Here is a 22,271-nt window from a genome sequence, read left to right as displayed (position 1 = left end):
TTAATAATGACAATCATATATCTGAAACCGAACCATTAGCAGCTTTCAATAATATGCTGTCTAATGGTTCGGCTTTTTTTGCTTTTCACATAGTTAGGCTTCTTTTATTTATATGATAATATGTATTATAGCAGGATGAGGAGGGGCACAAGTGGATCAAAGAGAGATCATAAAAAAAACGGAGATTTTTGTGCAGCAAGTCATGCAGGAAGACTGCACTGGGCATGATTGGCAACATGTAAATAGAGTACGAGATACGGCGAAATATATACATAAACAAGAAAACCTTGGAGATTTGTTTATAATAGAAATGTCTGCACTCCTGCATGACGTGGCAGATGAAAAACTGAACAAATCAAAAGAAGCAGGAGAAAAAAAGCTGAACAGCTTTTTAAAAGAGCTTCCTTTGTCTTCTGAAATCACAGAGGAGATTATCAATGTCATTGCAGGCATTTCTTATAAAGGCGGAAATAATCATCGCACATTGACTATAGAGGCAAAGATTGTACAAGATGCAGATCGGCTGGATGCTTTGGGTGCTGTTGGAATTGCAAGAACCTTTGCATATGGGGGATCTAAAAATCAGCCAATTTATGATCCTGCTTTAACAGTTAGAAATGAAATGACTGTGGAGGAATACCGGCAGGGAAAATCGTCCTCCATTAACCATTTTTACGAAAAGCTCTTAAAGCTAAAAGAAAGGCTAAATACACAATCAGCCATAAAAATAGCAGATGATCGCCATCAGTTTATGGAGACTTTTTTACAGCAATTTTTTAACGAATGGAATGGTTATTATGAAAATGATTTCTCTTGAAAATATATATAAATCATATGGTGAAAAAGACTTGTTCAGCGGCATTGATTTTACAATTGCTGAAAAAGATCGAGCAGGATTGATCGGAGTAAATGGTACTGGGAAATCCTCACTTTTGAAGATTGTTGCAGGTGTTGACTTGCCTGATTCCGGTCATATAACAGCGCCAAAAGATTATTCAATTGCTTATTTGTCTCAGGAACCAGAGTTAAATCCTGACTTATCTGTTTTGGAGCAAGTCTTTGCGGGAGATGCTCCTGTTTTGAAGCTGTTAAGAGAATATGAAGAGACCTTGCTGAAGTTAAATGAAAATCCACAAGATCAAAACGTTCAGGAAAGACTGTTTCAGCAGCAAAAGCAAATGGATGCTTTGAATGCCTGGGAAACGAGTACAAATGCTAAAACTGTACTAACTAAACTCGGGATAGAAGATTTTAATAAGGCAGTTGGAGAGCTTTCAGGCGGGTTAAAGAAACGCGTTGCACTCGCGCAGGTCTTAATTCAATCACCTGATTTGCTTATTCTTGATGAGCCGACAAACCATCTTGATTATGAGTCTGTTAAATGGCTTGAAGATTATTTAAGCAAATATCAGGGAGCCTTATTAATTGTTACACATGATCGTTATTTCTTAGATGCTGTAACCAATCGGATGTTTGAATTAGAGGGCGGTAAATTATATGCCTATAAAGGCAATTATGCAGCCTTTTTAGAAGCAAAGGCTTTACGTGAGGAAAATGAGCAGGCAGTCATTGAAAAGCAGAAAAATTTGTATCGCCGTGAACTTGAGTGGATTAGAAGAGGTGCAAAAGCGCGAACAACTAAACAAAAGGCCAGAATTCAGCGATTTGATAAGCTGGACGACGAGTTATCCTCTGTAAAAGCAAATGAAAGGCTTGATATGTCGCTGCAGGGAAGCAGGCTTGGAAAACAAGTCTTTGAGTTTGAAAATGTGAACAAAACATACGGTGAAAAGACGATTATGAATTCTTATGATCTCCTTATTAAACCTGGTGATCGAATTGGCATCATCGGCAGAAACGGAACTGGAAAATCAACTTTCCTGAATATGCTTGCCGGTAATATCGCACCTGATACGGGAGAAGTTCAGGTTGGGCAAACCGTAAAAATTGCCTATTACACGCAAGAAAGTGAAGATATGGACGAAAATAAACGCATGATTGAATATTTAAAGGAAACTGCTCAGGTTGTTGAAACATCTGATGGCAAAACAATCTCTGCTGCACAGATGCTTGAACGCTTCCTTTTCCCTCCATATTCGCATGGCACGCCAATTCGAAAGCTCTCTGGCGGTGAAAAAAGAAGGCTGTATTTATTAAAGATCCTGATGTCAGAACCAAATGTCCTACTGCTGGATGAGCCTACTAATAACTTGGACACTCAAACATTAACGGTGCTAGAGGATTATCTCGATGATTTTTCAGGTGTGGTTATTACTGTTTCTCATGATCGGTATTTTCTTGATAAAGTGGCAGAGCAGCTTATCGTCCTTCGAGGCAATGGGGTCATTGAATCTATTTACGGAAATTATAGCGATTACTTAGAAAAAGAAAATCAGAAACAGCCTGTAAAAGAAAAATCAGATTCAGAAAAACCAAAACAACAACAGGAAAAGCCTAAGAAAAAGAAGATGACATTTAAGGAAACAAAAGAATGGGAAGAAATTGACGGCAAAATTGAGGCTGCGGAAGCGCGTATAGAAGAAATAGCAGCAGAACTTGCTAAGACGGGCAGTGATTTTGAAAAGGCCCAGTCCTTAACACAGGAAAGTGATGACTTAAATCAGCAGCTTGAATATTTAATTGAGCGATGGAGTTATTTGTCTGAGATAGCCGATCAATAAACGAACATAAGCATTCTGTATGAAATCAGAAGATTTGCTGTGATAAAATAAGTCTACATGCAGATCAAGTGATAAAGGGTGATACTTTTGAAGATAAAAGCGATTGAACCAACACCAAGTCCGAACACAATGAAAGTCATACTTCATGAAGAACTGCCAATGGGAAAAAGCCATAATTACAAAAAGGATCAAAGTGAAGGTGCTCCCCATGTGATTAAGGAAATCCTGGAGATACAGGGAATTAAAGGTGTATATCATGTTGCTGACTTTTTAGCAGTTGAACGAAATGCCAAATTTGACTGGCAGGAGCTTCTTCAGCAGGTTAGAGCCTGTTTTGGAGAAGAAACAGAAGCAAATCAAAATGAGCAGCGTATCGATGAGCATTACGGTGAGATAAACGCTTTAGTGCAAGTCTATAAAGGCATTCCAATGCAAGTGAAATTAACTAATGGGACAGAAGAGAAGAGATACGGTTTGCCAGAAGCATTTGTTCAGGCTGTTGGACAAGCACAAAGTCCAGATGATAATGTCGTTGTCGTACGGAAGTGGAAAGAATTAGGCGTTAGATATGGTGAATTTGACGCGATTGGAAAAGAAGTAGTAGAAGAGCTTTTAGCAGCTTATCCTCAGAAAAGATTAGATATTCTAGTGGAAATTGCCAATAATCCTGAACAGCAGGAACAGCTGAAGCAGAAGGAAAAAGGCAAGGTTACGCTGGAGGATCTAAATGATCCGGATTGGCGTGTACGCTATCAAAAGCTGGAGCAAATGGACGATCCTGAATTAAATGACTTGCCTGTACTTGAAAAAGCATTAACAGACGAAAAAGCATCTATCCGCAGGTTGGCAACCGTATATTTGGGTATGATTGAAGATCAGCAGGTACTTCCGCTTTTATATAAAGCCTTAAACGATAAAACCGTCACGGTCAGAAGAACAGCAGGAGATTGTCTCTCTGATTTAGGTTTCGAACAAGCAGCGCAAGCCATGATGGATGCATTAAAAGACAGCAGCAAACTTGTCCGCTGGCGTGCCGCTATGTTTTTATATGAAGTTGGCGATGAACAAGCGCTCCCGGCATTGAAGGATGCAGAAAATGATCCTGAATTTGAAGTGAGTCTGCAGATCAAGCTTGCCATTGAGAGAATCGAAATGGGCGAAGAAGCTAAAGGATCTGTTTGGAAGCAGATGACAGAGTCTAGAAAATCTTAAAACAAGATTTTAAGAAGCATTGACTGTCTCATTCACCAGATTTCACATTAAATTGATTATATAGTAAAATGAATTGCAATTCTAAAAAGGAGGCATTACAAATATGTCAATGGCCTATGAAGAATATATGAAGCAAATGGTAAAACCTATGCGTGATGAATTAGTCAGAGCAGGATTTGAAGAACTATTAACAGCAGAAGATGTCAATGAATTTATGAGTCAAAATAATGAATCAGCATTAGTAGTTGTGAATTCGGTATGCGGATGTGCTGCAGGACTGGCTAGACCGGCTGCTACACAAGCTGTAATAAATACAGAAAAGAAACCAGATCGTTTAGTCACTGTATTTGCTGGTCAGGATAAAGAAGCTACTGCCCAAATGAGAGAGTTTTTTGGTGAAATTCCGCCTTCTTCTCCATCGATGGCATTAATCAAAGGCGGAGAAGTAGTTCATTTTATTCACCGTAATGATATTGAAGACCATGCAATGGAAACCATTATGGAAAATCTCCTGACTGCATTTGACGAAAAGCTTTAATTTATATTAAAAAAGGATGTCCACAAAAGGCATCCTTTTTCTCTTATTAAACTGAGCAGGTGAATATTATGCTATTAACAACATGCGGAAGACCAGATGAACAAAACATACAACAAGCGAGACAAGCTGCAGAACAATTGGGAATTCGATTTGTTTACAGAAAAAAGAGATCGATTCAGAGCATACAAGAACAGGAAAATAGTGATTGCATCGTATATGGCAAAGAGAGACTGGAACTTTACCGAAAAGGTGATAGAGAACCATTCTTTTTCCATCCTAATTCAGCGATGTTTAGAATGAAAAGAATTATCAGAGATGAGCCTGATCCTTTTCTTACAGCATGTAACCTGTCTGAAGGAAAATCATTTTTAGATTGTACTTTAGGATTAGCCGGTGACAGCATAATGGCAAGTTATGCGGTTGGTTCAACTGGAGAAGTGGCAGGGATTGAAGCAAATCCTTTTATTGCTTTTATTGTAAAGAACGGATTGCGAACCTGGCGTTCTGGTATTGCCGAAATGGATGAAGCCATGAAGCGGATTACTGTCAGGCAGGGATATGCCTTAAATGTATTAAGAAATCTCGCTGATAACCGTTTCGATTGTGTCTACTTTGATCCCATGTTTGAAGAAAGCATTGATGCTTCAGAAGGCATTAAAACATTAAAGAATTTCGCTGTATATGAACCATTTACTTCTGAATTGATTAATGAAGCGATCAGAGTTGCAAAAGACCGTGTGGTTTTAAAGGATCACTTTCGCAGTGAGAAATTTATAGATTATAACTTTGAAGTAATGAAAAGAAAAAGCGCAAAATTTCACTATGGAATTAAATTAAAAGATAGCAATAACTAATAAAGGATTGACTGGGGGAAACTTCTTTCCAAGTCAATCCTTTATTAGTGCCTGATTTTAATCTAATCTGCGATAGCAAGGTAAATAAAATAGGCAATCATAACAAAGATAACACCAATAAGCACTACACTCATATCCATAAGAAGTCCTCCTATCACTTTCCGTTTTGTTTATTCATTATTCCCTCATTAAAATAGCTATAACCATGTTTATTAATGAAATCAAAAAAATATCGCTAATTTTAAGACGTTTTTTCATCTATATTCCCTATTATTATGATAAAATAGTATAAATTAAATGAGAGTAATTAAATGATACATAAAGTGAAGTTCCAGATTCCAGAAATATTTATTTTTATAGATTTAAGGTTAGTGAGGAACAAGACGATGGATATAATTAAATCACAGCGTATGAAATCTTTTCAGCAAAGTATATTTTCAGAACTTTCAAAACGAAAAAAATCAAAACTTTCTGAAGGTGCAGAGATGATTGACTTAAGCATCGGCAGTCCTGATACGCCTCCACCTTCTTTTATAACAGAGATGATCTCAGATTTGGCAAAAGATCCAACGATGTATCAATATACATTAAAAGGAACGGACGAATTTCATAAGTCTGTAGCAGACAATTATCTGAGAAATTATGATGTCAAATTGAATCATGATACCCAAGTCGCTCTTCTGATGGGTTCACAAGATGGCCTTGTCCATTTGCCGCTTGTTCTTTGTGATCCTGGCGATTATGTACTCGTACCAGATCCGGGTTATACAGCATACGAAGCAGGCTGTAATTTGGCCGGTGCAGTAAAATACCCTATGCCATTAAAAAGAGAGAATGGCTTCTTGCCTGATTTGTCACTTATACCAGATGAAGTATCTGAAAAAGCAAAATTAATGATTATCAGCTACCCGGGAAACCCAGTCCCCGTTTTGGCGACAGAGGAGTTTTTTAAAGAAGCAATAGCGTTTGCAAAGAAAAATAATATTGTTCTGCTCCATGATTTTGCTTATTCAGAACTTTATTTTGAGACCAAGCCGATCAGCTTATTATCAATTGAAGGCGGGATGGATGTAGGAATTGAGATGAACTCCCTTTCTAAGAGCTTTAGCATGGCAGGGTGCCGTGTTGCATTTGCAGCTGGCAGCGAGGAGGTCATTGGACTGCTCAGCAGTTTAAAATCAAATTTGGATTATGGTGTTTTTCATCCTTTCCAGATGGCTGCAGCCAAAGCGCTTCTCGATTCATCCGCCTTTTTAGATGAGATGAGAAGTAATTTGCAAAAAAGAAGAGATTTCTTAATATCAGGTTTTGCTGATATTGGCTGGCATATAGATCCTCCTCAAGGGTCAATGTTTATCTGGGCTGAAATTCCAAAGAACTATACGTCAATGGAATTTGCTTTTGAATTACTCGAAAAAGCACATGTGGTTGTCACACCAGGGAGTGCTTTTGGAGATCATGGTGAAGGCTTTATCAGAATGGCTATGGTTCAGCCGGAAGAAATTCTAGCTAAAGCCATTATGCAAATCAAAAACAACGGGATGATAACACCAAAAGCCTGGGCAGCAGGCAGTAACAGTTAAGGAGGTTTCAGGTATGTCAAAATGGCTGCGCAATTCATTTATCATTCTTGTTACTCTTTTTACATTTGGGGTCGTTACCCCTTCACAGGCAGCTTTACTATACGACAGCTCATATCAGGATCGCTCGCCTAAAAAGGACCATATTGAATTTCTGCATACAGAAAAAAATTATTCGCAGAATGATGATGAAGTTTCTTTTTTAGATGGCAGGGAGGAGTTTATAAAGCAAATGGTTAAAGAAGCTGAATGCCAATCATATGAAAAATTTGGTGCCAAAATCAAACCTGTTATTGAAGATGAATTCAATGTTTGTATTTTGCCGAATATTGAAGCAGCAATAGCTGAAATTGCTGAGCAGTATCCGGAGGAAGATCTGAAAAAATTAAGTATTACAGAGTCTCCAGCTGGAGGTAATTCTGAAAAGATTTTTCATATTTTGAATGATGAAACAAAAGAGGACGTCATTCGTTTTCATGTAAGAAGGGATCATCCCCCACAGCAAGGCTATTGGTTTAATTTTCATTTTCATACTTATCATGACGACTTTCAAAAGCATCATGAATTAGGCGCAATTTACTGGGATAAAAATACGCCTCCAAAGTGGATGAGTTAAAAATTGAAAAAAAATAAAATATGTGAAAAAATATAAGTGTGTTAACGAAACCATTTATGTACTTAGTACGTAAGAAATAAGAATTCAAAATATGGAGGTTTAACAAATATGGCTGTTAGTTTATCAAAAGGACAAAAGGTTGATCTGACGAAAACAAATCCTGGTCTATCAAAAGTGATTGTTGGCTTAGGATGGGATGTTAATAAGTACGATGGAGGTCATGATTTTGATCTTGATTCATCCGTATTCTTATTAGCAGAAAATGGCAAGGTAGCATCTGATAGCGATTTTGTCTTCTATAACAACACAACTGGCGGAAATGGATCCGTTGTACATACAGGCGATAACCGTACTGGAGAAGGTGACGGAGATGATGAACAAGTAAAAGTTGATCTATCTGCTGTTCCGCAAAATGTCTCAAAAATTTCATTTACCATTACCATTCATGATGGTGAATCCAGAAACCAAAACTTCGGACAAGTTTCAAATTCTTATGTCCGCATCGTCAGTGAAGACTCAGGAGAAGAACTAATTCGTTACGATCTAGGAGAAGACTTCTCGATTGAAACAGCAGTGGTGGTTGGTGAACTTTACCGCCATAATGGGGAGTGGAAGTTCAGTGCAAACGGAAGTGGTTATCAAGGCGGATTAGCTGCATTGGCAAAAGATTTTGGTTTACAGATTGGTTAATAGTCATTAAGATAAAAAAAGGAAAAGGCTCGGCATAGCCCGAGCCTTTCCAATGATTTATTTATATTTAACATTCAGGGGGAAATGAGCTTAATGGAAATTATTGATGGGATTTTACATACCTACTCTCAACTATTCAATTGGGGCATGTGGGCAGAAGCTTTATCACAGCCAGACAACTGGCTGTTAATTGGAACGCTAGTTATCCTGGAAGGTCTTCTTTCAGCTGATAATGCCCTAGTTTTAGCTGTAATGGTTAAGCATTTACCGCCGGAACAACGTAGAAAAGCCTTATTTTATGGATTATTAGGTGCGTATTTCTTCCGTTTCCTAGCAATTGGTGTAGGTGTATTCTTAATTGAATTCTGGTGGATTAAAGTCCTTGGTGCCGGCTATCTTGCATGGCTTGCGATCAAATACTTTATTGATAAGAAGAAAGCTCAGCAAGCAGAAGATGAAGAGGCTCTTGAAGGAATTAACCAGCGCGGCCTATTAATTCGATTATTTGGTACTTTCTGGGGAACAGTTATTTCTGTTGAGTTAATGGATATTGCATTCTCAATTGATAGTATTTTAGCTGCTCTTGGTGTCAGTCAAGAGATTTGGGTATTACTTCTAGGCGGTATGCTTGGAATCATCATGATGCGTGGAGTTGCAGGAGTATTCCTGAAACTGATTGATGCAGTTCCTGAAGTTGAAACAAGTGCATACGTACTGATCTTGCTTATTGCAGCAAAAATGCTCTTAAGTGCAGCTGGCGTTCACATTGATCATATTTACTTCTTCATGGTCCTTGTATTAGTATTTGCGATTACATTTGTTATTCACTTTAGAAATAAGAAAAAAGAAGCAGCCAAACAAGAATTATAATCAACTAGAGTATAAAAAGGGATCAGACATTTGTCCGCTCCCTTTCTTTTTATCTATTTTTCAAAAAAACAGCTAATTTAGCATTTTTGCAGATTAATTAATTTACAGGTAATGACAAATTACATTTTTTTTACTGAGCGAGCGCCTTCCACTTTTCTAAGTTGTCTAGTTCCAGCGCCTAGCCCCTCGAGGTGTCGGGGCTGAGCAAGGCGCTTCCACTTTTCTATGTTGTCTAGTTCCAGGCGCTAGGGACTCGAGGTCTTAAGCCATTCCAGTCAAAAGGTCAAAGAACGACCTTCCGTCTGGCTCGTCTTAAGCTTGTCGTCCCTGAGCGAGCGCCTTCCACTTTTCTATTAAGGAGTTGAGTATATGCGGTTGTTTTCTGATTTGCACGATGAGGAGCTGGATAAGATTTTTTATAAGCAGCCTGTCGATTTTAATAAGCGGTCCGATAAGGATCAGCTGGCATATGCTTTAGGTGCAACTCTTTATATGCCTGCTACAAGACCAAACATACATCAGGATTTGCTGTCGAAAAAGCATTCAGGTTTGACTTCTATGGTTATTTGTCTTGAAGATGCGATTGGTGACTGGGAAGTTGAAAGAGCCGAGAAGCTTGTTGTAGAAGAACTATTAAGACTGCAGGAAGATATGCAAAAAGGGTTTATTCAAGAAGATGATCTGCCTCTTCTTTTCATTCGTATCCGCAGCTATGAACAGCTTCTTCGGCTTATCAATCAGGCTGAGCACGCGCTCAGTTTGCTGACTGGTATCGTTATTCCGAAATTTAATCCGGTAAATGGAACAGAAATTATTAATGAAATTCAAATGCTTCATCAAAGAGAGAATTTTAAATTGTATGTTATGCCGATTCTTGAAACAAAAGAAATTATTTATAAAGAAACAAGACTGGACGAGCTTCTTAGAATTAAAGCTGCTCTAGATAAATTTAGTGATTATGTATTAAACGTCAGAATTGGAGCGACTGATTTTTGCGGTTTATTTGGGATTCGCAGAAATACAGATACAACTATATATGATATAGCAGTTATGAGAGACTGTATAACAGATATTTTGAACATTTTTTCGCGTTCAGATTCTCCATACTTAGTATCTGGACCTGTGTGGGAGCATTTTTCCTCGAAAGAACGCAGACTAAAGCCACAATTAAGGCAAACGCCATTTCGCCAGCGATATGGTCAAAAGGGATTAGAACTAAGAACCGATTTAATTGATCAGCAAATGGATGGGTTGATAAGAGAGGTTTTAATGGATATAACCAATGGCATTATCGGAAAAACGATTATTCATCCTACACATATTAAAGCGGTCCAAGCACTAAATACCGTCTCCTGCGAAGAATATTTGGATGCAAAAATGATCTTGGAACAGGCAGATGGTCAAAAAGGAGTTTTAAAGAGTTCATATAGCAACAAAATGAACGAAATAAAACCTCACTATTATTGGGCAGAGAAAACGATCAAAAAATCATTAATATACGGGGTGCTGCATGAGGACTACACATACATCGACATTCTTGAGTCAACCTTACACGCAAAACATTCTGAATCAGTTAAATATTGATATTACAATTACAAACAATCCATATTCACTTAAACCGGAAGATTTATTTGAGATGGCAGCAAGAATTAATAAAAAACGTTCCTTTTTATTTGTCAGTAAGGTGTTGGGGAAGCATATCCCGATCGCTCCATCCACTGGGTTAGTGTGTGGTGCTTTACTTGCAGACCGTTTCTTATTAGAAGTTAAAGGCGAAGCGTCAGGCAAAACGGATACTCTTCTATCTGCCTTTTTAAACCCATCGCAGCATTACGATGAGGATGCATTTGTCAGCAGCAAGTGGAATCCCGTCATTATTGGCTTTGCTGAAACGGCAACTGCACTTGGACATGCTTTTTTTAATGCGTTTACGGCAGGTGATTATTTTCACACAACACGAGAACAAATCGCAGATAAAGAATCGATTATTAATTTTGAAGAAGAGCATTCCCATGCTACCTCACATCGAACCTATATTGAAAAGGATATGATCGACAATAACAGAGAAATCATTCTTGTTGATGATGAGATTACGACTGGGAAAACAGCCATAAATATTATTAAATCAATTCATCAGCAGTTCCCTCGTACCCAGTATACGGTTGTATCTATTTTGGATTGGCGGACTGCAGAGCATAAGAAAGAGTTCGAACTGCTGGAAAAAGAGCTGAATATCAGCATCCACTGCGTTAGTTTAATGAGCGGAACAATAAGTGTGAATGGCAGCGTAAATCTGGACGAAGAGTCCGCGAAGTATGAAACAGAGAGAAATGAAGGAACTTATCATTTTATTAATATACAAAGCATCCTTCCAAATCAGCTAAAATCCATTCCTTCCACTTCCTTAGCAGAAAAAAATTCTCCTTCTTATCTGCAGGCAACTGGAAGATTTGGTTTGTCAGCTCAAAGCAATAAATCTAATTTTCCTGCATTCCGGGAAATTGGTGCTTATTTAGAATCACAGCGCGCAGGAAGCAGATCATTAGTGCTTGGAACAGGTGAATTTATGTATCTGCCGATGAAAATCGCTTCGTACATGGGGGAAGGAGTTTATTATCACAGTACAACACGCAGTCCTATTTTCCCATGCCATAATGAAGGATATGGAGCGAAAAATGCTTTTATGTTTTCAAACCCTCAGGATCAAAGCATTATGAATTATGTCTATAACTTAGCACCAGGAAATTACGATGATATATTTCTATTTTTTGAAAGGGAAGTGCCCAACCAGCAGCTCCTTCCATTTCTTGAATTGTTAAGCTCGGCAGTGCCAAATATAAAAGTCGTATATTTAAACGGGGAGGAAGATATATGAAGCATGTAAAAGAAGAACAAAAATTCGGTTCTTATGATTCTGATGACGTTATATTCTTACTTAAAGACTTAAGTGATTACAAGCTCGAAGGACCTGCCGAGCAGCGTGAAAAAAATATACAGTCAGGACAGCATTATAGCGAAAGTCTGCCCATTGAATATCAGCCGCCAGATTCCTATATGAACCTGTTCTTAGAAACACTTGAAACATATAAGCGAAAAGTAGCTCTAAGTACTGGAGTTGTGACTGAACAGGTGTATATGAAAAAGGGAAAAGATGTTGTATTAGTATCCCTTGCAAGAGCGGGTACACCTGTCGGAATTCTTATGAAAAGGTATTTAAAACAAAAATACCAATTAAACATTCCGCATTATAGTATATCAATTATTCGTGACAGAGGAATTGATGAAAATGCTTTGCATTATATACTCAAGACTCATCCGAACAAGGAAATTCAGTTTGTAGACGGGTGGACGGGAAAAGGAGCAATTTCCATTGAACTGACAAAGTCCTGCCAACAGTTTCGAGTCAAGTATGGCATTGCTTTGGATGATACATTAGCAGTTATAGCTGATCCGGGGCACTGTACAACTTTATATGGAACAAGAGAAGACTTTTTGATTCCGAGTGCTTGTCTTAACTCAACCGTATCAGGCTTAGTCAGCAGAACCGTCCTTAATGACCATTATATTGGGCCCGAGGATTTCCATGGAGCGAAATATTATAATGACTTAAGAGGTGCTGATGTATCAAATGACTATATTTCTGTAATCACGGCACAGTATGAACATATATTTAATGAAGCATATGGAAAAGCTTCCCAAATAGTGGAGCAGCAGCCTGAAGTAACATTTAGCGGAATGGCCAGTGTGAAACGTATTCAAGATGAATTTGGGATTGATTCCTCTCACTTTGTTAAACCAGGTGTTGGCGAAACCACACGTGTATTATTAAGACGTGTTCCATGGAAAATTCTTGTGAAAGATCAAAACAGCCCGTTTATTCGCCATATAAAAATGCTAGCAGAAGAAAGAGGAGTAGAAATGGTTGAATATCGTGACATGGATTACACTTGCTGTGGATTAATTAAGAAGGTTGAACAATAATGATGAATCTATTTGCGTCTGATTTAGATCGTACATTAATTTATTCAAAACGCGCTTTGCAATCTTTTTCTCAGGATCATCTTTCTGATCTTGTACCAGTGGAGAGAAAAGAAGAAAGTGATGTTGCCTATATGACAGGACGTTCTTTTGCTATGTTAAAGGAATTGGCAGAATCACTAATGTTTGTTCCTGTTACAACAAGAACGTATGAACAATACAAGAGAATTTTTATATTTTCAGAGGATATTAAAGTCAATTATGCTGTGACAGCAAATGGGGCTAATATTCATTATAAAGGGCAGGAACTGCTGGAATGGAAAGATGTGCTAAAAGCTCGGCTTGGTCAAGATTGTACACTTTACCAGGATATGATTGATAAGGTATCCTGCTTATCACTACAAGGGAATCTGAAAAAAGCAGAGAACTTGTTTTTCTATTATATTTTGGATTCAGTATCTGATCAGATTAATATAGAAGAAATAAGCAGATTTGCTTTTGAGCAAGGTTGGAGAATTTCACTTCAGGGTAAGAAGCTGTATTTTATGCCAAATCCGATTTGTAAAGGAGAGGCTCTGAAATTTATTAAAGAACGTGAAATGATTGATCATATGATTGGCGCTGGTGATTCAATCTTAGACTATGATTTTTTGCGACATTGTCAAGAAGCGCTTGTTCCGAATCATGGAGAGCTAGTGCAGCGTCCTGAAATTAAGGAGCTTTCTTGCAAGATTACTAAAAACAAAGGAGTTTGGGCAGGGGAAGAGATGCTTGATACTGTGATTAAAACAGTTAATATCCCAACTTAATCCCCTGGCTGCTCCTTCAGCCATAAATTCAACAAGCTGTAGAGAATTACCCCAAAAACATATGAACTTACAAAGATGATAAATCCAATAAAAATAGAACCGTGTGCTTCAAAAGTCAGCATGGTTAAAAGAAATGACCAGAAGATTAAATCAAGGAATACAAAATAGCCAGAACTTAATACTTTATTTAATATCTCTATATCGATTTGCTGGATGTTTCGAGTATATTTCTTTGTATCAAGAAACAATCTCATGCCTATTCACCTTTTTCTCGCTTATTTACCAAATCATATGCGGAACATAGGCAAAGGGTGAAAGCTAACAGGAATTTCTGCTGTACCATATCCGTAGAGCAGATTTTTTAACATATAAAATTGAAACTTTTTCTCAGAAACTTCGTATATATACGTAATCATTTAGATTAAAAGCATATATATGATATGATGTAGTTATACATATTTAAATTATTTTACTTCTTTCGCTCTGGAGAGGGGAAGGTTCAGTTATGAATAACGAGTATAATCAAATACAACCAATAGTCACAGCTGTTGCGGCTGAGAGCTGGTTAGAAACACTAAAGAAACAGACAAATAACAGAACATCTTATCATTTGAACAATGGGATATTGGAAATTGGCCAGGTAGTTGTTCGAATATTGGGTGTTAAGATGGATGAAGATGAATATTACAATGAACTTTTCTCACTTGTAAACGAACAAAATATTCGTTTTATCTTACTTAGTGAAGAGCATTTGGATAAAACAATTGATAACAATCATTTTCAATCCATTCAAAAGATCCTCAATATAAATAACGAGCAAAATTTATCAGTCAACCGCTTTGTTGCCTTTTTAGATGGTGAACAGCTTTTAATTAAATCTGAGAACGGTGCCATTCATCGCAAAATACGCGAGGCAATGATTGAAGTCCTTAAGCATTTTACTGCTAATGAAAAAGATGGGTTGAAAAATGCAGAGTTAAGAAGAGTGCTTGTAGACTTGGTCAAATGGTCTTTTAATCATCTTGAAAGCCAGCTTATTCAAGTCAATCCGGAAATTAGTATGCCGAAGATCCTTTGGTATGGAGAAACAGTAAAAAGTCACTATTATTTTATATACTTTATGTTAAAGCTCGGGTGTGACATGGTTATTTACAATCCGTCTGGCAAGGATCCGCTTGCTCCGCTGGCAAGCGAGCTATCGGCTGGTTTCTTAGAAACATATGCAAATGAAAAAGATCCAGCGTCTTTTCCAACTGAAAAAAGGAGGAGAAGTGCTACCGTTGCATACCGGGCATCCAGAGAGATTGAGAGCATTCTGAATCATGAAGGTTCAGGATTTTATAAACCATGGCAGCTTCGTGAGTATACTCCGGTATCTGTTACACTTAAGACTACTTATGATGAGCTGTATTTATTAATGAAAGAGAAAGCGATGATTCGTCCAAATTTTGAAGTGAAGGACGGCACAGTCAGTATTCCATCTATTTTTGCTAAAGTTCAAGGAGTAAGCAGAAATCGAAAGGAGTATTGGGACCGGCTTCAGCAATTAACGTCCTTGGATCATACACTTCTTATTAAAAGGTTTCCTTTCACAAATAGCATTAACAATGATTTTCGCTATCATTTCCAAAATGCACTCGATAAATCTGGTCTTTTGGATCCAGAAAAAATGATTTCAGCTCATTATTGGAAGTATGGACATCTGCCTGCAGGTTTGCAGACTGGGATTGCGACAGCTATCCGCAATATTTGTGCAGTTCCTGACTTAAAACCTCTGGCGCATGAATCAGAAGAGGATATAAAAACATATCTATTTGCACAAAGCATGCAGATACCTCCTAGTATGCTGAAACTTTTTCAAAAATTTGACTATTCGCAAGATGTTCCTAAAGTAGTACTGTATAATAATGAGGTAAATGGTTTTCTTGTCCGCACAGATGCAGCATTACTGCTGCTATTAAACCAATTTGGGATTGATATTGTGATCTATAATCCTCCAGGACACAATGACATTGAAAACTTTATTGATGAAAGTTTGTATGATGTGCACTGGCTCGAGGATGTTGTTTTTGATCAAGAGTTTAAGGAGCCTTCCATTATTAAAAGTACTATTTCTAAATTGTTTAAAAAGCTATAAAGGAGCAGGATAAAGATGAATTCAATGCCTACTGATCTTGTAAAAGCAAATACAGATGATAAATTAACAGAAGCAAATGCTTCCGAAATTAAATTAGCATTAAGGCAAGACCCGGATGTCCAAAATTTAGTTCGTACCATTGATGAGAGAGACCAAATTCAAATTCTTGAATTTGGTAAAGAACCTGCTGAACAAATCTCTCGTTTTTCTGACCAAATTCTCGGCAATATGCGGACAACCAAGGTAGAGGACTCAGGAGAGCTATTAAAGCAGCTTGGCAAAGTGATGGACAAGTTTGATAAAAAAGACTTCGAAAAATCGTCTGGCGGCCTCTTTGGGAAGCTCTTTAAAAGAGGAGAAAAACTTGTAGAAAAGCTATTTGGAAAATACCAGACAATGGGTCAGGAAATTGATAAAATATATGTTGAAATTTCCAAATACCAAAACGAAATGGTACAATCCACAACTACGCTTGATGAAATGTATGAACAAAACTATCAATATTATCTGACATTGGAGAAGTATGCTGTTGCTGGAGAAATGAAGTCAGAAGAATTAAAGCAGAATCAGCTTCCTCAGTTAGAAAGCCGTGCCTCTGCCGGAGATCAAATGGCTTCCATGCAGTTAGATACATTAAGAAACGCGGTTGATCTGCTGGATCAAAGAGTTTATGACCTTGAAATGGCGAAGATGGTTGCTTTGCAAACGGCTCCGCAAATTCGCCTGCTGCAGCGCGGGAATACGAAATTAATAGGTAAAATTAATTCAGCGTTTGTGACCACGATTCCGATTTTTAAAAACGGCTTAATCCAAGCTGTGGCTGCGAAAAGGCAAAAGCTTGTTGCTGATTCAATGAGCGAGCTTGATCGCCGTACAAATGAAATGCTTGTTCGCAATGCGCAAAACATCTCAACTCAAAGTGCGGATATTGCCCGTCTTGCTGGAGGGCCAAGCATCAAAATCGAAACAATTGAGGAATCCTGGAACATTATTATCAAAGGAATGCAGGAAACCAAATCCATTGAAGAAGACAACAAACGCCTTCGCGAAGAAGGAACGAAAAAGCTTGAACAGCTTCAGGACAACTTCAAAAAATTAAAACACCAAGGTTAACAATGGCCAATTAATATTAGATTCACGGCCTTAATAATGAAGCTTACTGTAAATTAGTAGATAGCTTCTATAAATAGACAAATATATAAACAATGATGAGGTGGAGAAATTATGGCAATTAACTTACAAAAAGGACAGCGTGTAGATTTAACGAAGGGGAATCCGGGTTTATCTAAAATTCTTGTTGGACTCGGCTGGGACCCTGTACAAAACCGCGGAGGCGGCGGTTTACTGGGTTCATTATTTGGCGGGGGCGGCAGTGCAAATATTGACTGTGATGCTTCTGTTATTATGCTTGGAGAAAACGATAAGATCAAAAGCAATAATGACGTGATCTATTTTGGCAATCTGAAGAGCAAGGATGGCAGCGTTCAGCATACTGGAGATAACTTAACAGGTGACGGAGATGGAGACGATGAGCAAGTCCTTATCGATTTAACAAGAGTGCCATCGACTATTCAAAAGCTGGTCTTTGTTGTAAACATCTACGATTGTGTAAAGCGCAAACAGCATTTCGGCATGATTCAAAACGCGTTTATTCGCATTGTTAACTCTTCTAACAATCAAGAATTGATTCACTTTAACTTAACAGATGATTATAGCGGCAAAACAAGCCTTGTTGTGGGTGAACTCTATCGTCATGGAACTGACTGGAAATTTGCTGCTGTCGGCACAGGAACAACTGCTTCCGGGTTAGCTGATGTTGTAAGAACTTATTCTTAATAGAGTTACAAGAAATTAAATACAATTGCTTTTTGAACAGGTCAAGGGTGTGGACTGTCACATTCTTGGCCTGTTTTTCTGTTGTAATGCCTCGTTGATTAGCATTAATTCCCACTCTTGATTTTCCTCAATTTAATAGAATCCTATGATATAATTTTAGTATATTCTAACTATTTAGCTTGCGGATGTATCCCTTATGAGTGACTTCCGGATTAAGCAGAAGGGACTACATACATGAAGAAGGTTACTATTTTTTCAATCATAATCTTTGCATCATTAGCGTTAATGGGAAATTCCCAAGCAAAAATGCACGGCACCCTATTAAAAGATTACCCGGCCAGTTCACTGTTGAAAATGAACTTAAATCTTGTATCTCCTCTTGAAATTGGCGATATTTTTATAGTGCCTGAAGGCCTTTTTGACGAGTTGGAAGCTGCTTCCATGATTTCAAGAGTGGACAGGATTCCTTCTACTTTATTGAATAAAGTAAATAAGGAAAATATCCATATCAAGCTTTTTTCAGGTAAACTGACAGATAACCCCACAGCTTCGCATTTACAAGGCATCATTCCCCGTGGCTATACAAGTAGTAAAACATGGGATGAGGTGCCAGGTATTGGAGGAAGCAGAACGGTTCTTGTGAAAATTGGCTCCAGTGAAAAGGGACAAGGACATGGATCGGTTAATTTAGAATTGCATGAATTGGCACACTCGATTGATCGACATGTATATCATGGCATTCGCTATAATATTCACTTTCTAGAAATATGGAATAAAGAAAAAGCAACATTATTTCCAGAGATTGAATATTTTTTGAATTATCCTGAGGAGTATTTTGCTGAAAGCTTTGCCATGTTTTTTGTAAATGAAGAATATCAAGCTCATTTAAAGGAAAAAGCCCCTCTCACTTATGGGTTTATAGATAGCTTAAAATAAGGTACAATATAACGAGCATAATGAGAGGTTGGGGAACACATGAAACAATATCTGCAATTGTGTGAGCATGTTTTGAATAATGGACAAGAAAAAAGTGATCGGACTGGAACTGGAACCATCAGCACATTTGGTTATCAGATGAGGTTTAATCTTCAAGAAGGTTTTCCGCTGATTACAACCAAAAAGCTGCATGTAAAGTCAATTATTCATGAATTGCTCTGGTTCTTAAATGGTGATACAAATATTCAATACCTCCAAGACAATGGTGTCCGTATTTGGAATGAGTGGGCGGATGAAAACGGTGATCTTGGACCTGTTTACGGCCATCAATGGCGCTCATGGACAGATCGTAATGGGGAAACTGTGGATCAAATTAGTGAGCTAATCCATCAGATCAAAACGAATCCTGATTCCCGCAGACTGATAGTGAATGCTTGGAATGTTGGTGACATTCCAAAAATGGCGCTGGCACCTTGTCATTGTCTATTTCAATTTTATGTGCAGGACGGCAAACTGTCATGTCAGCTATATCAGCGCTCTGCAGATGTTTTTTTAGGAGTGCCATTTAATATTGCATCATACGCTTTACTTACTATGATGATTGCACAAGTTTGTGATTTGGAGCCTGGTGAATTCGTACATACATTCGGAGATGTTCATATCTATCAAAACCATCTTGAACAAGTTCGATTGCAGTTATCCAGAGAGCCTAAAGAGTTGCCAAGAATGGTTATTAACCCGGATGTAAAGGATATCTTTTCCTATAGCTATGAAGATTTCACGCTTGAAGCCTATGATCCGCACCCGCATATTAAAGGAGTTGTCAGTGTATGATATCTCTAATTTGGGCTATGGATGAGAACGGTGTGATCGGTAAAGAAAACAAACTGCCTTGGCATTTGCCTGAAGACTTAAAGTTCTTTAAAAGAACGACAATGGGGCGGCCTATTGTAATGGGGAGAAAAACATGGGATTCTATCGGCCGTCCACTCCCAGGCAGAGAAAATATTGTAATTACTCGGGATCGGCAATTTACTTGTGACGATTGTACAATCTTTTATTCATTTGAAGAGTTATTACAATATTGCGGTACACTAGAAGAAGTATTTGTCATTGGAGGAGCCGAGATTTTTAAGCAGATTTTACCTGCAGCTGACCGCCTTTACATTACAAAAATCCATGATGTTTTTGAAGGAGACACCTATTTTCCTGAGTTAGACATCTCAAGGTGGACACTTCAATCAAAAGAACAAGGTATAAAGAATGAAAAAAATCCTTACGATTACGAATTCTTAATCTATGCAAAATAAACCAGGGGGGATAGCCTCCTGGTTTTTTATTCTCAATAAAAATGGGACTTAACAAAAAAACGAAATAATCTAAAATTTACAAATAATGCGTTGATTTACCGTTTCATCATGTTATAATGAAAAAATTAAACTTGAATTTGAAACGGGGTGCCATATGAAACATAGTGCTATAAAGGAGAAGAGAGTGCAGCTGGAAGATATTTTAATTGCTTATCAGCATCTCAAAGACATTGTAGCCCATACACCGCTGCAAAAAAATGAACGGTTATCTGATAAATATGAGTGTAATGTTTATTTAAAAAGAGAAGATTTGCAGCATGTTCGTTCCTTTAAATTAAGAGGTGCATATTATTGTATAAACTCATTAGGAGATGAGGAACGAAACGGCGGTGTTGTTTGTGCAAGTGCAGGCAACCATGCACAGGGAGTAGCATATGCTTGTAAGCATCTTGGAATTAGCGGGAAAATCTTTATGCCTGCAACAACGCCAAGACAGAAAGTAAGTCAGGTTGAGCTTTTTGGCCGTGGAAATGTAGAGATTGTTCTTGTTGGAGATACATTTGATGATGCATACGAAAAAGCGCTAGATTGTGCTAAGGAAGAGAGAAGAACATTTATCCATCCGTTTAATGATGATAAAGTGATTGCTGGCCAGGGAACGGTCGCGGTTGAGATCTTAAATGACTGTGAGGTCGCCCCTGATTATGTATTTGCCAGTATTGGAGGAGGTGGCCTCATGGCTGGAACATCTGCTTATATTAAGGCGATCTCTCATCATACAAAAATGATTGGTGTAGAACCGGATGGTGCTCCGGCGATGAAACAATCCTTGTTAGAACAAAAGGTTACTGCGTTACATAAAATAGACAAATTTGTTGATGGTGCCGCAGTTAAAGCTGTTGGCGACAAAACCTTTTCTATTTGCCAGGAGCTGGTAGATGATGTAGTGACAGTAGCAGAAGGAAAGGTCTGTACAACCATTTTGGAGCTGTATAACGAGCATGCGATTGTTGCCGAGCCTGCAGGAGCGCTGCCAATTGCTGCGTTGGATCTTTATAAAGATCAAATTAGAGGGAAGAATATCGTCTGTATTGTCAGCGGCGGAAATAATGATATCGGCAGAATGCAGGAAATTAAAGAGCGTTCCTTGCTTTATGAAGGACTTTTACATTATTTTATTGTGAACTTTCCTCAGCGGGCTGGAGCATTGAGAGAATTTCTTGATGAAGTACTTGGGCCAAACGATGATATTACTAGATTTGAATATACAAAGAAAAATAACAAAGAAAATGGACCAGCACTTGTGGGAATTGAACTGAAAAATAAAGAAGACTATTCTGGTATGATCCAAAGAATGGACAAGAAAGGATTCTCCTATCAAGAAATTAATAATGACAAGAAGCTGTTCCATTTAATAGTGTGAAGCTGTAGAATTCATAGAAAAAGAGGCTGGGACATAAGTAACTAACACACCTATTGAACCGAATGGTAAGGAAGGTCATCTTTCTAATCATTCGGTTTTTTATTTATAATTATAAAATATATTTTATTTACATGAGTGAAATGGAGCGGAGGGCCCTCGACTCCTGCGGGCTGCAGAGCAAAGGGTGAGACCCCGCAGGAACGAAGTGACGAGGAGGCTCAGCTTGCTCCCCGCGGAAAGCGAGGGTCCGCAGCGCAATGGAACGGTCTTGATAAAATACCGAAACTAAGATATTGAATATTCGTGTTTTAGAAATATTAATTTCGTTTTGTCCCAGCCTCTTTTTGATTGATCCAATAGCTGTCTGTGATTTTTATTGCATTCCTATATTATTATTGTTAATGTGTATATAATATGAATTTTTAGCTATCCTCTACACAATAGCCTAAATTAGTAATATAATGAAGACAGATTTACAAGACATATTAAGGAGATGTTTATATGCTATCAAACATCGGTGTACCTGGGTTAATTTTAATTTTAGTACTGGCTTTGATTATATTTGGTCCGAAAAAGCTTCCTGAAATTGGCCGTGCATTTGGTCAAACCTTACGTGAATTTAAAAAATCGACTCGTGAATTAACAAGCGATGTTATGGAAGAATTCGAAGACGATAAGAATAAAAAAACTGTTAAATAAGGTGTGAGATTCTTTCTTACACTTTTTCTTTTTGGATCAGTGAGAGGATTTATGATGCACTCACTTTTCCTTGCCTCTGGGCATGTAAACTGAAACAGGCAG

22 protein-coding genes are annotated in these 22,271 nt (G+C 37.9%); 21 read left to right on the top strand and 1 reads right to left on the bottom strand.

Translation table 11 applies throughout. From position 1 onward, the window contains the following. Positions 1-151 precede the first annotated feature (151 nt). From F7732_RS05745 to F7732_RS05685, 13 genes are all read left to right on the top strand, one after another. The gene (locus F7732_RS05745) at positions 152-817 is read left to right on the top strand and encodes an HD domain-containing protein (protein ID WP_240056550.1); all 666 of its coding nucleotides are present in this window, start codon (positions 152-154) and stop codon (positions 815-817) included. Then, positions 798-2,681, top strand: coding sequence for an ABC-F family ATP-binding cassette domain-containing protein (locus F7732_RS05740; RefSeq protein ID WP_151572944.1), 1,884 nt, complete (start codon positions 798-800; stop codon positions 2,679-2,681). Before F7732_RS05745 ends, F7732_RS05740 begins: the two co-directional genes overlap by 20 nt. A gap of 87 nt (positions 2,682-2,768) precedes the next feature. After that, positions 2,769-3,893, top strand: coding sequence for a conserved virulence factor C family protein (locus tag F7732_RS05735; RefSeq protein WP_151572942.1), 1,125 nt, complete (start codon positions 2,769-2,771; stop codon positions 3,891-3,893). Between the two features lie 103 nt (positions 3,894-3,996). Beyond that, positions 3,997-4,431: a BrxA/BrxB family bacilliredoxin gene (locus tag F7732_RS05730; RefSeq protein WP_151572940.1), complete on the top strand. Its 435-nt coding sequence runs from the start codon at positions 3,997-3,999 to the stop codon at positions 4,429-4,431. A 68-nt stretch (positions 4,432-4,499) separates the two neighbouring features. Further along, positions 4,500-5,285: a class I SAM-dependent methyltransferase gene (locus F7732_RS05725; protein ID WP_151572938.1), complete on the top strand. Its 786-nt coding sequence runs from the start codon at positions 4,500-4,502 to the stop codon at positions 5,283-5,285. 386 nt (positions 5,286-5,671) lie between these two features. Continuing rightward, complete coding sequence (locus tag F7732_RS05720; protein ID WP_151572937.1) at positions 5,672-6,868, top strand: LL-diaminopimelate aminotransferase; 1,197 nt, start codon at positions 5,672-5,674, stop codon at positions 6,866-6,868. Between the two features lie 13 nt (positions 6,869-6,881). Continuing rightward, positions 6,882-7,481 carry a YpjP family protein gene (locus F7732_RS05715; RefSeq protein WP_151572935.1) on the top strand — a complete coding sequence of 200 codons (600 nt, stop codon included), beginning with the start codon at positions 6,882-6,884 and terminating at the stop codon, positions 7,479-7,481. 108 nt (positions 7,482-7,589) lie between these two features. Next, positions 7,590-8,171, top strand: a complete 582-nt coding sequence (locus F7732_RS05710; RefSeq protein ID WP_151572933.1) for a TerD family protein — start codon at positions 7,590-7,592, stop codon at positions 8,169-8,171. Between the two features lie 93 nt (positions 8,172-8,264). After that, positions 8,265-9,041 (top strand): TerC family protein, encoded by a 777-nt coding sequence (locus F7732_RS05705; protein WP_151572931.1) that lies wholly within the window; start codon positions 8,265-8,267, stop codon positions 9,039-9,041. Between the two features lie 369 nt (positions 9,042-9,410). After that, on the top strand, positions 9,411-10,625 hold the full coding sequence (locus F7732_RS05700) for an HpcH/HpaI aldolase/citrate lyase family protein (protein WP_151572929.1): 1,215 nt from the start codon (positions 9,411-9,413) through the stop codon (positions 10,623-10,625). Beyond that, entirely contained in the window at positions 10,552-11,916 is a 1,365-nt protein-coding gene (locus tag F7732_RS05695; RefSeq protein WP_151572927.1) for a phosphoribosyltransferase family protein, read from the top strand. Before F7732_RS05700 ends, F7732_RS05695 begins: the two co-directional genes overlap by 74 nt. Next, complete coding sequence (locus F7732_RS05690; RefSeq protein ID WP_151572925.1) at positions 11,913-13,022, top strand: cysteine protease StiP family protein; 1,110 nt, start codon at positions 11,913-11,915, stop codon at positions 13,020-13,022. Before F7732_RS05695 ends, F7732_RS05690 begins: the two co-directional genes overlap by 4 nt. After that, positions 13,022-13,828, top strand: coding sequence for an HAD family hydrolase (locus F7732_RS05685; RefSeq protein ID WP_240056549.1), 807 nt, complete (start codon positions 13,022-13,024; stop codon positions 13,826-13,828). Before F7732_RS05690 ends, F7732_RS05685 begins: the two co-directional genes overlap by 1 nt. On the opposite strand, the gene F7732_RS05680 is transcribed toward F7732_RS05685, so the two are convergent. Then, a complete protein-coding gene (locus tag F7732_RS05680) occupies positions 13,825-14,082 on the bottom strand; it encodes a hypothetical protein (protein WP_151572923.1) in 258 nt (85 codons plus the stop codon). The genes F7732_RS05685 and F7732_RS05680 overlap by 4 nt on opposite strands. 251 nt (positions 14,083-14,333) lie before the next feature. On the opposite strand from F7732_RS05680, the gene F7732_RS05675 reads away from it, so the two are divergent. From F7732_RS05675 to F7732_RS05640, 8 genes are all read left to right on the top strand, one after another. Continuing rightward, positions 14,334-15,965, top strand: a complete 1,632-nt coding sequence (locus tag F7732_RS05675; protein ID WP_151572921.1) for a YceG family protein — start codon at positions 14,334-14,336, stop codon at positions 15,963-15,965. 15 nt (positions 15,966-15,980) lie between these two features. After that, on the top strand, positions 15,981-17,078 hold the full coding sequence (locus F7732_RS05670) for a toxic anion resistance protein (protein ID WP_420837674.1): 1,098 nt from the start codon (positions 15,981-15,983) through the stop codon (positions 17,076-17,078). A gap of 111 nt (positions 17,079-17,189) precedes the next feature. After that, positions 17,190-17,801: a TerD family protein gene (locus F7732_RS05665; protein WP_151572919.1), complete on the top strand. Its 612-nt coding sequence runs from the start codon at positions 17,190-17,192 to the stop codon at positions 17,799-17,801. 234 nt (positions 17,802-18,035) lie between these two features. Continuing rightward, positions 18,036-18,737 carry an anthrax toxin lethal factor-related metalloendopeptidase gene (locus F7732_RS05660; protein ID WP_151572917.1) on the top strand — a complete coding sequence of 234 codons (702 nt, stop codon included), beginning with the start codon at positions 18,036-18,038 and terminating at the stop codon, positions 18,735-18,737. A gap of 39 nt (positions 18,738-18,776) precedes the next feature. Next, the gene (locus F7732_RS05655) at positions 18,777-19,571 is read left to right on the top strand and encodes a thymidylate synthase (protein ID WP_151572915.1); all 795 of its coding nucleotides are present in this window, start codon (positions 18,777-18,779) and stop codon (positions 19,569-19,571) included. Then, positions 19,568-20,047, top strand: a complete 480-nt coding sequence (locus tag F7732_RS05650; protein WP_151572913.1) for a dihydrofolate reductase — start codon at positions 19,568-19,570, stop codon at positions 20,045-20,047. Before F7732_RS05655 ends, F7732_RS05650 begins: the two co-directional genes overlap by 4 nt. Positions 20,048-20,201: 154 nt before the next feature. Then, complete coding sequence (gene ilvA, locus F7732_RS05645) at positions 20,202-21,470, top strand: threonine ammonia-lyase IlvA (protein WP_151572912.1); 1,269 nt, start codon at positions 20,202-20,204, stop codon at positions 21,468-21,470. Positions 21,471-21,971: 501 nt separating this feature from the next. After that, positions 21,972-22,169, top strand: a complete 198-nt coding sequence (locus tag F7732_RS05640; RefSeq protein ID WP_066444484.1) for a twin-arginine translocase TatA/TatE family subunit — start codon at positions 21,972-21,974, stop codon at positions 22,167-22,169. The last annotated feature ends 102 nt before the right edge of the window (positions 22,170-22,271 follow it).

This window comes from Bacillus mesophilum (assembly GCF_008923265.1).
GTDB classification, from domain to species: domain Bacteria; phylum Bacillota; class Bacilli; order Bacillales; family Cytobacillaceae; genus Cytobacillus; species Cytobacillus mesophilum.
Note: the sequence above shows the minus strand (reverse complement) of the source record. Positions and strands in the feature narration are given on the sequence as shown.